General features: G+C 59.8%; 11 protein-coding genes and 2 pseudogenes. 9 read left to right on the forward strand and 4 right to left on the reverse strand.

Annotated features, from left to right (window positions below; translation table 11 throughout):
- Positions 1-610, reverse strand: a 610-nt coding sequence (locus HMPREF2630_RS02165; RefSeq protein WP_143131580.1) for a helix-turn-helix domain-containing protein, incomplete at its 3' end; no start/stop codon positions are given.
- A 146-nt stretch (positions 611-756) separates the two neighbouring features.
- On the opposite strand from HMPREF2630_RS02165, the gene HMPREF2630_RS02170 reads away from it, so the two are divergent.
- Entirely contained in the window at positions 757-1,044 is a 288-nt protein-coding gene (locus tag HMPREF2630_RS02170; RefSeq protein WP_204371245.1) for a Rossmann-fold NAD(P)-binding domain-containing protein, read from the forward strand.
- 908 nt (positions 1,045-1,952) lie between these two features.
- On the opposite strand, the gene abc-f is transcribed toward HMPREF2630_RS02170, so the two are convergent.
- From abc-f to HMPREF2630_RS09065, 3 genes and pseudogenes are all read right to left on the reverse strand, one after another.
- Positions 1,953-3,422 carry a ribosomal protection-like ABC-F family protein gene (gene abc-f, locus HMPREF2630_RS02175; protein ID WP_005987409.1) on the reverse strand — a complete coding sequence of 490 codons (1,470 nt, stop codon included), beginning with the start codon at positions 3,420-3,422 and terminating at the stop codon, positions 1,953-1,955.
- A 261-nt stretch (positions 3,423-3,683) separates the two neighbouring features.
- The gene (locus HMPREF2630_RS02180; RefSeq protein ID WP_070483189.1) at positions 3,684-4,970 is read right to left on the reverse strand and encodes an MFS transporter; all 1,287 of its coding nucleotides are present in this window, start codon (positions 4,968-4,970) and stop codon (positions 3,684-3,686) included.
- Between the two features lie 1,056 nt (positions 4,971-6,026).
- Positions 6,027-6,224, reverse strand: a pseudogene (locus HMPREF2630_RS09065) (transposase); the annotation flags it as partial.
- Here HMPREF2630_RS09065 and HMPREF2630_RS09275 point away from each other — a divergent pair.
- From HMPREF2630_RS09275 to HMPREF2630_RS02220, 8 genes and pseudogenes are all read left to right on the forward strand, one after another.
- Positions 6,175-6,348: pseudogene (locus HMPREF2630_RS09275) on the forward strand (recombinase family protein); the annotation flags it as partial. The pseudogenes HMPREF2630_RS09065 and HMPREF2630_RS09275 overlap by 50 nt on opposite strands.
- 118 nt (positions 6,349-6,466) lie before the next feature.
- On the forward strand, positions 6,467-7,039 hold the full coding sequence (locus HMPREF2630_RS09280; protein WP_049342888.1) for a hypothetical protein: 573 nt from the start codon (positions 6,467-6,469) through the stop codon (positions 7,037-7,039).
- 183 nt (positions 7,040-7,222) lie between these two features.
- Positions 7,223-7,741: an EXLDI protein gene (locus HMPREF2630_RS02195; protein ID WP_204372029.1), complete on the forward strand. Its 519-nt coding sequence runs from the start codon at positions 7,223-7,225 to the stop codon at positions 7,739-7,741.
- Positions 7,742-8,931: 1,190 nt separating this feature from the next.
- Entirely contained in the window at positions 8,932-9,552 is a 621-nt protein-coding gene (locus HMPREF2630_RS02200) for a thiamine phosphate synthase (RefSeq protein ID WP_005509014.1), read from the forward strand.
- 2 nt (positions 9,553-9,554) lie between these two features.
- Positions 9,555-10,637 carry a glycine oxidase ThiO gene (gene thiO, locus HMPREF2630_RS02205; protein ID WP_049342887.1) on the forward strand — a complete coding sequence of 361 codons (1,083 nt, stop codon included), beginning with the start codon at positions 9,555-9,557 and terminating at the stop codon, positions 10,635-10,637.
- 49 nt (positions 10,638-10,686) lie between these two features.
- A complete protein-coding gene (gene thiS / locus HMPREF2630_RS02210; protein ID WP_049342886.1) occupies positions 10,687-10,884 on the forward strand; it encodes a sulfur carrier protein ThiS in 198 nt (65 codons plus the stop codon).
- 142 nt (positions 10,885-11,026) lie between these two features.
- The gene (locus tag HMPREF2630_RS02215) at positions 11,027-11,797 is read left to right on the forward strand and encodes a thiazole synthase (protein ID WP_005509016.1); all 771 of its coding nucleotides are present in this window, start codon (positions 11,027-11,029) and stop codon (positions 11,795-11,797) included.
- Positions 11,788-12,843, forward strand: coding sequence for a ThiF family adenylyltransferase (locus HMPREF2630_RS02220; protein ID WP_049342885.1), 1,056 nt, complete (start codon positions 11,788-11,790; stop codon positions 12,841-12,843). Before HMPREF2630_RS02215 ends, HMPREF2630_RS02220 begins: the two co-directional genes overlap by 10 nt.
- The last annotated feature ends 242 nt before the right edge of the window (positions 12,844-13,085 follow it).

Here is a 13,085-nt window from a genome sequence, read left to right on the forward strand (position 1 = left end):
CCGCGGCGCGCTTCCTCGGCCTGTAGCCGACCTTGCGCCTGAGCTCCATGTTGGTCATGCCGTCGTAGCCCGCCGAGACCCAGCGGTAGATGGTCGACGGCGACAGGTCCACCGGGCCGCCGTTGCGCGCCGCCATCTGCTCGGGCGACAGCCCCCGGCGCAGGCAGTCCCTTATCGCCTCCAGCCTGGCCGCCGCGGCGGGCTCGTCGGCGTCTATCCCGCGCCTGGACGAGACGAGGACCGAGTCGGCGCACAGCTGCGCGGCCCGGGCCTCGTAGAAGACGTGGGGGCGGCGCTTGCAGCCGATCGCGCGGTACCGGCCGCACCCGTTGCAGCAGCGCGGCCACGCCGCCAGGCGCGGGCAGGCCGCCGACAGGTCGGCGGAGGCGTCCACGCGCTCGCCGCGCCTGGCCTTCGGCGCCGTCACGAACCTGTGCGACGCCACCTCGGCGCTCACCGTCGAGGGCGACCTGCCCAGCTCCCTCGCGATCTCCCTGCACGACGCCCTGCGCTCCAGCATCCTCTGGACCGTGTCCCGCTCGTGCCTCGTGAGCCTTCCGTAGGCCCTCGGGACCGCCCTTGCGGAGCCGCTCTTCTTCTTTCCGGACATGCCGTCCTCCGATCTCCCGGGGCCGGCCGATCCGGCCCTCAGGGTATCGGGTTCCCACATTCATCCGCACATGTGCGGATGAATGTGGGAGGTGTTCGGATAAAGTTGATAATCAAGGTGAAGTCTCCAGCTCCAGCTACATGGATGTGTTCTATCCGAAGTACCAGGTGACCTGGGATATGATGAACGTTGCCGGTCCGAACAGCATGTTCATGCACTGCCTGCCCGCCAACCGTGGCGAGGAAGTCGTCGACGAGGTCATGGACGATCCCGAGCGCTCCCTGTGCTGGGTCGAGGCCGAGAACCGCAAGCACTCCATTCGCGCCATCCTGGCCACTCTGTGCCCCCAGAGCGAGCCCGACGAGCAGAAGGCTGCGGCATACCGCGCCACCATCAATGAGCGCATGGCCGCTCTCGGTAAGCACGGTCTGTAAGACGTACCAGGTCGGGCGAGCTACGGCTCGCCCGCCTTCGCAGGAGATGGGCGACCTCATGGCCATCGGCGAGGAGAACTGCAAGGTCTCCGACGACAACCGAGTGCATCAAGGGCGCCGACTTCATCTACACCGACGTGTGGTATGGCCTGTACGATGCTTTCTGATGGGCGGCAGCAGATGCTTGTCTCTTGCTGCCCATCATCTGCGCCACTGCGCGTAGGCACTGGCGCCCTGTCTGAAGTTAAACAGACCTTTCGAGTGTGCACGAAGTGATTGCGCCAACAACGAAGCCCCAACCTGCTCGCTAACTCATGGGCAAGCCACCTGAGACTACTCATTTCCCCTACTAGCAATGAAGGCCTGCAACCTGCAGTTTTGCAAACTGCTTGAAAGGCGCCTGCGTTGATTCACTTCCTATTGCAGCTGGCGGCTCGCACACGAAAAGGCACTTGAGTTTCAAAGCGGGCGTTTTCGTCGATATCGAGCCTCCAAAGGCGGCTCTCCGTGCCCCTTGGGACAAAAATAAAAACTCAATACTCTGAGTTTGAAAATGGTTTTTGAAGTTGTCCCAGCTTTTGTCCCCGAAGCCGATGAAACACGACATAGTGTTACTTGGCGGCACTCGGTTTGAGACGGCATCGAAAACTGAGGACAACTGGAATGTCGGGACAGTAAAACTGAAGCCATCGAGTGGGAGTAGGCCGATAGGGTTCTGACCTGCGATTTTGAGTGCCGCACTGTGCCGCTGAGTTTCGTTTCGTACGAGAGTCATGACAAAGCCACCAGCGACGGAGATGAGTAAAAGCGATTAAAGAGCCTCCGTTCCCTGCGTTGGGACGGAGGCTCTTTCTTTGCCGTTTTACTCCCTTGTCTCCGTTCGGGGATTATTTCTTGCTCATTTAGGGCTATTCGCGCTGAAAGATTTTGACTAGCTTGGTGTCCTTTATTTCGTAGACAATGTCTGCGACGTTCTCGACCAGCCTCTTATCGTGGGAGACGAACACTATCGTTCCGGCATAGGCGCTCATCATCTGCTCGAGGGCTTCGGCGCTCTTGATGTCCAGGTAATTTCCAGGCTCGTCCATGAGCAAGATGTTGTATCTGCCCAGCAGCATCTTCGCGAGTAGCAGCTTGATGACTTCGCCTCCCGAGAGAACGCCAACGTCCTTTGTCAGGTCGCGCGGTCCGATTCCCATAGAGGCGAGGATGCCTCGAATTTCGGTCATGCTGTACTCGCAACCATCCTGCATGAACGAGATCGCAGACTGACGGGCGTCGAACTTGTAGCCTGTTTGCTCGAAGTAACCGATCTCTGCCTTGGGAGAGATGTTGATACCGTCGGCGCGTCGAGCGATTGCCTTCAGCAGGCTGGTCTTTCCTGTACCGTTGCCACCGGTGATGGCCACTTTGGCACCGAGCGGTATCTCGAATTTCGCGTGGTCATAGAGCATGCAGTTGCCGAAGCTCAAGCTGAAATCGTCTGCCGAGATGGGAAATTTACTATGCAGTTCCAGGGCCTTGCTCTGGCGGAACCGCACGGCGCGAATGCTATCTGGGGCCTCAATCCCTTCGAGCGCTTCGAGGCGCTTCTCCATGTCCTTAGCCGCCTGGTACATCCTCTTCTGTTTGGTGCCGGTTGCTTTCTGATGCCCCAATCGACCTGCATACTCGTTGCTTTTTTTCGCAGCCTTCCGCTTGGCGTCGACCTGCCGTGCTTTTTTCCGTTGTTTTTCGATGGCGGCTTCGAGGCGATCGCGCTCGCGCATCGCCTCTTCGTATCGAGTCGCCTGAGCTTTGCGCTCTTCTTCTTTCTGTCGCAGATAGTCGGAGTAGTCACCCCAGAATTCGGAAATACCGCCGTCTTTGAGCTCCCAGATCTTGTCTACCACCTGGTCGAGAAAATGACGGTCATGGCTCACGATGAGCAGAGCCCCATCAAATGCCTTGAGTTGTCCGACGAGAAGGCGGATGCCGTCTTGGTCGAGGTGGCTCGTAGGCTCGTCGGCGAAGATCGCGCTTGCATGCTGGGAGAGTGCAGAGGCAATCTTGGCGCGTGTTTCCTCCCCGCCGCTCATCGTCTCCTGCGCCACTCCGGCGACGTTGAGACGGGAGAGCATCTCACCACTGTCCTGAGCCGCATCAAGGTCGAGTTCATCGAGTTGGCCGATGAGGGCAATGCTGCCGAAGCGCCTGACGTCGGCGTCCGCAATGGTAAGATTGCCGCTCAGAATTTTAAGCAGGCTGGTTTTGCCTGCGCCATTGTCTCCCACCAAGCCGATGCGATCGTAGGAGTAGATTTCCAACTCTTCGATATCTAGGATATCGCGGCCGGCATATTCCAAAAAGATGTCTTTAGCTTTGACTATGAGTTCCATAGGTTGAACCGCCTTTTGTGTATTAGCGTTTTACTGGAAGCGCAGCCATGCCAAAAAAGATTGCTCACGTCGATTTTTCGCCTTTGCCCAATTGCCGGCGCGAGCGTTTTGACCTTGCGCAAGCCGGCAAATCCGAAAATGATAGTTGGCGACGAATAAGGAGCGCGATGCGGAATGTCGGTGCAATACCTCGTCGTCGCAAGGGCTTGAAGGCTGACGCTTGAACCGATGGCTGCTGCCTCTTTTTTTCGAATACTTGGGCTATTGAATCTGCCCGGTATCTCTTTTCCCCGCGTTTCGGACGCTCGGAGCAAGCAGCATAGCCATCGCAAGCAGTACCATGGTCGCTCCAGAGCCGACGAACCATAACGGAGCTCCAAGCAGATCCGCAAAAACGGAGGGGGCTGCGAGGCCCATGGGCATGGCCCACGCCATGATGGTTCCGTAGAGGCCGAAAACGCGGCCTAGGTACTCAGGAGGTATCTGCTCCTGCATAAGGGCAGTCTGGGTTCCCGCGTACAACGGGGAGCATGCGCCCATAAGAAAGCTCACCGGCAGGAAAGCAGCGAACAATGACGGGCCGAGCGATCCGGATACGATTGCGGCAATGCCGAAGCCGGCAATCGCGGCGACCATGGTGAACGACCTATTGCGGAACCCTCCCGTGGCCGCCAAAATGCCGGACCCAGCCAGCATGCCTGCAGAAAAAAGGATTTCCACCAAAGCGGCATCCCCCGTGCTACCGCCAAAATGCCCCAAGGTCATTATTGGGAACAATGCCGCGAGCGGAGAGAACGCGAAAGCGAAGACGAACCCGCACCAAAGAAGGGCGAACAGCCCCCTGTACTCCCTAATCAGCTTGTAGCCGTCCGAAATCTCAGAGAAGAGCTCTCGAACCTTATTGGAAAAGGACAAGCTGCGGTCGGCTTCATCGAGGCCCCCTGCGTCTATCTGTGCGGCGAGGACGGCTAAAGAAGCGAAAAGCGCTCCCAGCACGTCGAGGACAATCATAGCGGTAATGCCCGCCACGGGATAAATCACTGCTGCAAGCGCGGCGCCAAGAATGTATCCGCCGGACTGAATCGCCTGAGTCACCCCCGATAGGCGAACGAGATGCTCTAGCGGGGCGAGATGGGGCGTGAGAGATTGGGAGGCTGGCGTGTAGAACGAAGTACCAACTGCACGGAGAAACAGGGCGATGAGAATTAGCCATGCAGGTAAGCTGCCGGCCAACGAGGCAATCGCCAAGGCGGCACCCACCGCGGCAATGAAGAGGTCGGCGCCGATGAGGACACGTTTCAAAGGCAGTCTGTCGACAACGGCGCCCGCAAGGATTCCGAACAAAGCAATCGGCAGAAAGCCTGCCAGCGATGCTAAGGAGAGGAGAGAAGACGACCCTGTCGTGAGGGCGAGATGCCAAATAAGACCCATTTGGAGAATCGAACTCGTCAATGTCGAAACGAGCTCCCCGCCCCATACGAAACAAAGCTTGAATTGCCATGAATGGCACAGCAGAACAGACCTGCCCCGAGAGGTTTCAAATATCATGGTTATGTCCAATCGTGAAATGGCGTGCAGAAAAACAGCGCGACGCCACAACAGCGCCGCTTTCTAGGCGCTCATCCACGTGCGGAAAAGACCAACCACGACACCCCTCCTTTGTTAATTCGGTCTGGCAAACCATGTAATATGTAATATTAACGAGGCTTGAGTTTGCCTGTCAAGAATCGAGCATCGGTAAGGGCAATCCTCTCTGGCCATTCGATTCCTTTTGTATCTTTGGTTGCATAGGTGACCCGCCAGGGCTATTACGCGTGGAAGAGGCGCCTGCCGAGCTGGCCGATGAGGCGCTGAAGATGGCCCTGGTCAGGCGAAACGATCCCAAGGGATGCGTACATCATTCGGATAGTAAGAATGTTGCCAGCAGGTTTTGCGGCAACCGCAAAGGAGCCGTATCCTGCAGCTGGAATCACGTTGCAGCATCCTGACCCGCATTCCGATTGGCGGACGGCCCGCTTCGGCATCCTGACCAGCACAGCGATCGAGCCTTGTCATTCCTTGGATATGCCGGTTGCTCGGGGCGGTCCCGACGGAGGCCCTCGCCTCCCCGGTCCGTGACCCAAGAAGGGCAAGCATGCTGATCTGCATGGCTGGTTCCTCCTTTATGTAGACGACCATGCAAAGAAGGGACAACCGAGGAGGCAGGTTACTGATGCGGGCTCCCGCACGCCCATGACTACCCGACGGGCTGTTTTTCATCTCCGATGCCCGCATTGCAGCATGAACGAATGTGCCTCGACATCTCTGCTGGCATGGTACGACTGGGATCGCACCTCGACGCATCCTTGCGCATACTGCCTTCCAAGTTTCGAAACCGGGAAGGAAAGTGTATGTGAGCGACGATATCGGCGCCGATTCGACGCTCGAGAGGGAGATTGCGCCGATTCTATCCATCGGGGATGCATTCCCGAAGATTCTCATCACTCGCACGAGGCATGAGCCCCATACCCGGGAGGGCGTGCTCGTGCTGAATTTCGCGAGGTGGCTGCTTGGCGGGTCAAGTCCTGTGGAGTGGTGTAATCGTTTTGTGTCCTTCGGGGTGGGTTATGCGCTGAGTTGGCGTGGGGGTTCCTCCTGTTGGGTGGGTTGGGGTGTGAGTCGTGATTTGGTGAGGATGTCGAGGCTGAGGTAGCGTCGGCCTTCGGCCCATTCGTCGTTTTGTTCGGCGAGGACGGCTCCGACCAGGCGGATGATGGCCTGGCGGTTGGGGAAGAAGACCTGGTCCGTGTCCACCATCAACTCGATTCTGTGCAACGAAAAATACAAGGGCGACGCCCTGCTACAGAAAACCTTCACCGTGGACTTCCTATCCAAAACCACCAAAAGCAACGAAGGAGAAATACCCCAGTACTACGTGACCGGCAACCACGAGCCCATCATCGCCCCAGCCGTATGGGACCAAGTCCAGCACGAACTAGCCAGGCGCTCTGGCAGGTCACGCTCCTTTAGCCACCCGTTCGCCTCGAAAATCGAGTGCGGGTGCTGTGGGGGATGGTACGGGCCGAAAACCTGGCACGCTGGCAGCCGCTACGAGCGGCGCATCTGGCGGTGCAACCGCAAATACGATCCCGCCCGGCGACCAGCCATGCGCAACCAAGCACGTAACCGAAGACGAGCTGATTGCCGCGTTCGAGCAGGCCCCCAGTCAGCTCGCACCACCGCCCAGCCCCGAGGTACTCGAAGCTGCCCTCGACCAGCTCGGTAATCCTCACGCACTCGAGGCCAAGCTCGCCCAGGCGATCACCGCACGCGACGCAGTGGTGGACGAAATCAACGCCCTCATCCGCTCTGCAGCCAACACCGACTTCAACCCTGACGCCTTCGAGGCTGACCATGCCAGGCTTGAAGCCGACTACCAGCACCACCTCGACACAGTCGAGTCCCTCGAAAAACAACTACACGAACTCGAGGCCAAACGCGCGGCCATCACCGCGTTCCACCAATACCGCAGTGAGAACCCCGCAATTAGCTACACGCCCGAAGCCTGGCGAGCCCTCGTTGACCATGCCACCATCCACCCTGACGGAACAATCGCTATCGCGTTCAACGACGGATGAGTCTGTAGTTCGGCTGCACCCCCTTGGCCCCAGGTGTATATGACCTCGGGCTTCCCTATCTTCGCAGTCAATCTGCCTTAACGCCCATCATCATGTATGCCATCCAGGTCTACCGTCGATATCCTCCTCACAATTGGAACCAGTGACATTTCTGCAGGGTTGACAAACAGAGAAAGTATGAGTATGTTTATAAACATGCCCACAAAGAATATTTACGTCTCAGAAGCAGATATGGAACTATTTGAACGAGCTGCGCAGCATGCGGAAAGTGTTTCAGCGGCTGTCGTCCAAGCGCTTCAGGACTATTTGACCAACCGACATAACACTGAAAAAGGTTACGGAAGAATAGAACTAGCACTCTACGAAAACGGCTCGCGGAGGAAGGTGATGTTTTACGGCCGAGAGATAGTCCGTGTTGAACGCCCGGCGGATGGCGGCGTCCAAATTAATACAATTTACGAAACAGCAAAAGGGCAGCTCGCTGTTGCAACAAAAATCCGCAGGCTTTTACCTGATGAGGCTAAAGGGAACTACCGAATCTGGGATCATCCTGAGACCTGGTCGCGAGAGTTCTGGTTAATAGGTGACAAAACGCTAGAGGTATATCCAGATATTGCACAGCTGGAGTTGGCGGATGCGTACTTGGCTGAGCAATGTAAATCCGCGCTTTCAGCAAAACCCTACGAGGTATTGGATATTTAACATGCAAGGAATTGAAAATGGCGGCCCCCTCCTTTTGAAACTGGACACGCGGTCACCTGACAGGGCATCGCTTAGTCAGTCGGCTGCGCGGCTCGGCCAGCGACAGGACTTGCTCGGCCGCTGACGGCGAACCGAGTGAGGCACTTGAGGGAGGGCGCCGTGAGGTTGCTCGTCACCTCGGTACATCGGACAAAGTGCGTCATTACTTCCGGGTTATCGGGGAAAATCACCAAAGCATCCCCCATTCAGACGTACTTTGTCCGCGAAAGCCGCGGACACACGGAGGCCAATATAGAACCCGGGTAGACCAGACACAGAAATGCCCGCGAGCGCGGGGCTCGCGGGCATAAAGCGTCCGAAGCCTGGCGAGCCCTCGTTGACCATGCCACCATCCACCCTGACGGAACAATCGCTATCGCGTTCAACGACGGCACGAGCCTGTAGAACGAACGTATCTACAGCCTCAGGTACATGTGACCTGAGGCTTCGTCGTTCTCGCTAATGTCTTGCACCCACCCGCCCTCAGCCTGCACCCACCCCGGGTTTTGTATCCATCGTGACCACCTTTGGTCCACAAGCCTTCTACCCTACGGTAGGAGGCTTTTTATTTTGAGTTAGGTTGAGCGGGTAGAGGCGGTATGTTCCTTGCTCCTGCAGGGAACCCGTCCTCGCTCCGCTTCGGACACCCTGATGTCGCGACGGAACATACCGGCCTCTCCCCATGCCCTTTCTCTTCTCCCTTCCCTGTGGTGCGAGGTAGGGTGCGGATTGTGCGGCCGGGAATGAACCGCGGGCTGCTCGGCTTGGGAAGAGTGTACGCGGAAGCGGGGGGGAATACTGGAGTGAGGTACCGCAGACAGCTCGCCGGAATATGCGGGTTAATAGCCGGGTGCGGTGGAGGTTCCGTAGGGGCGTCTGGGTGCCTACCCGTGGGCTTGCAATGAAAGGATTCTTTGTAGCGCATGCGAGCGCGGTGCCGCTACACCTTCCTGAAGCGACATCAGGGTGCCCGAGCCCTGCGAGGACGGGTCCCCTGCAGGAGCGAAGGAAGTGTATAGCGTGCCAAGCGCACACACCTCACAACGCTTGAAGGATGTTCAACTCACCACACAGTTGTGCTAACCTAACCACAGAAATTCAATGAGAGAATTGCTCAAAAACATCTACTCGACGACGAATCGTAGACCCGCATGACCCGCGAAACGCACCCCTACACCACCCCCGCACGCCCCCTCGACCTGAACCTCTACCTCGTCACAGGCGACAACCCCCTCGAAACCGTCCGGGCAGCCAAACACGCCACCTGCATCCAAGTCAGGTCCAAACCCATCAGTGCGCGCGAGCTCTACCAGCTCACCGAAGCTATCGCCGGCATCATCCAGCCGCACCAGACGCTCCTCGTCGACGACCGTGTAGACGTCGCCCTCGCGTTGCGTGCCCGCGGCGTGCGCGTTGACGGCGTGCACATCGGTCAAGATGATTTGCCCGTAGCCGACGCCCGCGCCCTCCTCGGCGCCGACGCGGTCATCGGTCTGACCACCGGCACCCGGCAGCTCGTTGAAGAGTCCAACAAAATCGCGCACCTGATCGACTACATTGGCACCGGGCCGTTCCGCCCCAGCCCTACCAAGCAGTCCAACCGCCCGCCCCTCGGCATTGATGGGCTCCGCGAACTTGCCGAGCTGTCCGCCGTACCGACCGTAGCTATCGGCGACATCACCCCCGAAGACTGCCCCGCCATCCGCACCACCGGGGTTGCCGGAATCGCCATGGTCCGCGCCTTCGTCGACAACCCCGCACTGCAGGCATAGCCATGACCATCACCATCATTGGCGGCGGAATCATTGGCCTCACCACCGCGTTTGAGCTCACCGAACGCGGCGAAAGCGTGCACCTCATCGACGCCGAAACCAGCGACTACGGCACCGCCGCCGACGGCACGGCGCTCTACCCCGCCGCCAGCCACTACGCCGGCGGTATGCTCGCGCCCATCGCAGAAGTGCAATTCCAGCAGGATGCGCTCTTCCCGCTCATGACCGCCAGCGCCGACGCCTACCCCTCCCTCATGGGCAGGCTCAGCCGCGCCACCGACCTGCCCACCGGCTACGACACCACCGGCACGCTCATCATCGCAGCCGACCGTGCCGACGCCGAGCACCTGCAACGCACCCGCGTCTACTACCGGGACATGAACCGCCCCGCAGACCCCGTCACCCCCACGCAGGCACGCACCCTCGAACCGCTCCTGGCGCCGCGTATCGCCGGCGCCGTGAGCATCCCCAGTGACCATCAACTGCACCCGCGGCTCATGAGGCGCGCCCTCAAAGACGCCCTCACCCGCCGCGGCGTCACCTTCAGCGCCGAACGGGTCACCGACCCGGACGCGGGCGACATTATCTGCACCGGACTAGGGGCAACACTGCACGGGGACTACCCGCTACGCCCCGTCTACGGGGACATTCTGCGTCTGCGCACCCCGCGGCCCATCCTCAAGCATGTAGTGCGCGGCTACGTGAACTCCCGCCCCGTCTACCTCATCCCCCGCCCTGACGGGGAGCTGTGCATCGGCGCAACCAGCCGCGAAGACCACCGCACGCTGCCCGCCATTGACGGCGTACACCAGCTGCTACGTGACGCGATCCGGCTCGTGCCCGCCGTTGAAGAGTGCGAGCTTCTGGAGGCGAACGTCGGCGCCCGCCCCGGAACCCCGGACGACCTGCCCATCTTCGGGCACCGCACCCGTGCTGACGGCACCCGCCAGCTCGTGTCCACGGGCTATTTCCGCCACGGTATTCTGCTTGCCGCGCTCGCCGGCAAGGTTGGTGCGGAGGTCGCCTGCGGGGCTGAGATTCCGCCCATCATGCAGGCGTGCGACCCGGCACGATTCACCCACTAAACACAGTCCCTGCCGGGTGCACCCCGGCGCCCTCACGAAAGGATTTCGCGTGATCATCACCTACAACGGCGAGCCGCTAATCACGAATGCCCGCACCGTATTTGACCTTGTCCTGGACCAGTTTGGTACCGAAAATGGCGTGGCTGTGGCGCTCAACCGCAGTATCGTGCCGCGTTCCACGTGGCTGGATATGCCGCTGAACGAGGGAGATAGGGTTGATGCCCTCACCGCCGTTCAGGGCGGCTAATTCTCCAGCCTGAACCGGAGAGATACTCACCGGCAAAAAAGAACAGATATTCTCGGTTTTTGTTCCCTAAACCGGGCGCACCGTAGCGCCCCGCACCAACCAGCAAACCCCGTTATCTAGACGTTCCCACAGAGGAGAACTCATGAGCCTCACACCGCTCACCATCGGCGACCGCACCTTCACATCCCGCCTCATCATGGGCTCCGGAGGCGCAACCAGCATGGACCTGCTCGAGCAGGCGCTCATCGCATCCGGTACCGAAATGACGACCGTTGCCATGCGCCGTCACGCCGCAGGAACCCCCATTTTTCCGCTTCTGCAGAAGCTCAATATCGCGCCGCTGCCCAATACCGCAGGGTGCCGCACCGCAGCCGATGCGGTGATGACCGCGATGCTCGCCCGCGAGGCGCTGGGCACTTCCTGGGTGAAGGTCGAGATCATCCACGACGAAGACACCCTGCTACCGGACACCGTGGAGCTGTTGAACGCTTGCGAGCAGCTGGTCGCCGAGGATTTCACGGTGCTCGCGTACACCTCTGACGATCCGGTGGCTGCCGCTCGCTTGGAGGATGCGGGCGTTGCGGCGGTTATGCCGTTGGGCGCGCCGATTGGTACCGGCCTGGGCATTTTGAACCCGCACAATATTGAGCTGATTGCTTCTCGCGCGCAGGTTCCGGTGGTTCTGGATGCTGGCGTGGGTACCGCCTCCGACGCGGCCCTGGCGATGGAGCTGGGTTGTGATGCGGTGTTGTTGGCGTCGGCGGTGAATCGTGCTGAGGATCCGGTGGCGATGGCTCAGGCGATGAAGTTTGCGGTGCAGGCGGGCGCGTTGGCGCGTGAGGCGGGCCGTATTCCGGTGCGTGAGCACGCGAAGGCGTCGTCGCCGTCGGAGGGTTTTGTCTCGTGGATGTAAACCTTTCCCCTACCCCGGTGAATCCGGAGCATGCGCGCCTGGATCGCGAGCGCACGGACCGTCAGCGTCGCCTGCCGGGCTTTGATCAGGATGCGGCGGCGGCTGCCCGCGTGTTGGTGATTGGTGCTGGTGGTTTGGGTTGTCCGGTGGTGCAGGCGTTGGCGGCGGCTGGTGTGGGGTATCTGCATATTGTGGATTCTGATTCGGTGGAGCTGTCGAATATTCAGCGTCAGCCGCTTTTTGGTGTGCCTGATGTGGGTGAGCCGAAGGCGGAGGTTGCGGCGCGCCGTGCCCTGGAGTTGTGCCCGTCGTTGACGGTTGAGACAACGATTCGGCATGTGGATGCGTCCTGGATTTTGGATCTTTTCGCCGCGTCGGCACCGGATTGTGTGGTGGATTGTACGGATACGTTTGCGTCGAAGTATCTGATTGCGGATGCTGCGCAGGTTGCGGGTTTGCCGCTGGTGTGGGGCACGGTTTTGCGTTTTGGCGGGTCGGTGAGTCTTTTTGAGCCGGATGGTGCGCATTTGCGTGATATTTTTCCGACGATTCCGCAGACGGTTGAGTCGTGTGCGCTTGCCGGGGTGTTGGGTGCGACGACGGCTGTGGTTGGTTCGCTGATGGCGACGGAGGTGCTCAAGTTTGTGAGTGGTTTGCCGACGGCGGCGGGTACTCTGCTGACGTATGATGCCTTGTCGGGTACGTGTACGTCGTTTGGGGCGGTGCCGGATCCGGCGCGTGTGGTGCCGGTGGATTTGTCGGCGCATGAGGTTCCGCAGGTTCTGCTGGATGTGCGTGAGGTGCCCGAGCGTGAGGAGTCGGTGAAGCATGAGGGCTCGCTGCATGTGCCATTGTCGCATCTGAGCGATGCTGAGGGGTCGCTACTGCCGGCAACCGACGTGCCCGCGGAGCTGCTGAGCCTGTTTGAGTCGGTGCGTGATCAGCGTGTGGGCGTTTTCTGTGCCTCGGGTGCGCGAGCGCAGCGCTTTGTGCAGGCGTATGAGCAGCTGGCGGGCGAGTACGGGGTGCGCCTCACGGCTATCTAAGCACATGCAAGGCGTAGCTATCCCTTCCGGAAGCGACATCAGGGTGCCCGAAGCGAAGCGAGGGCGGGTCCCCTGCAGGAGCGGAGGAAGGGCATAGCGCGCCTAATCGTAAGGAAAGCGGTATCGCCCGTAGTGACATCAGGGTGCCCGAAGCGAAGCGAGGGCGGGTGCCCCTGTAGGAACGAGGGCGCATACCGCTTTCCGCTTAACTGGTAGGCGCTTAAGTAGGGACAATTCCCCAT

The organism is Rothia sp. HMSC072B03 (genome assembly GCF_001809565.1).
GTDB classification, from domain to species: Bacteria; Actinomycetota; Actinomycetes; order Actinomycetales; family Micrococcaceae; genus Rothia; species Rothia mucilaginosa_A.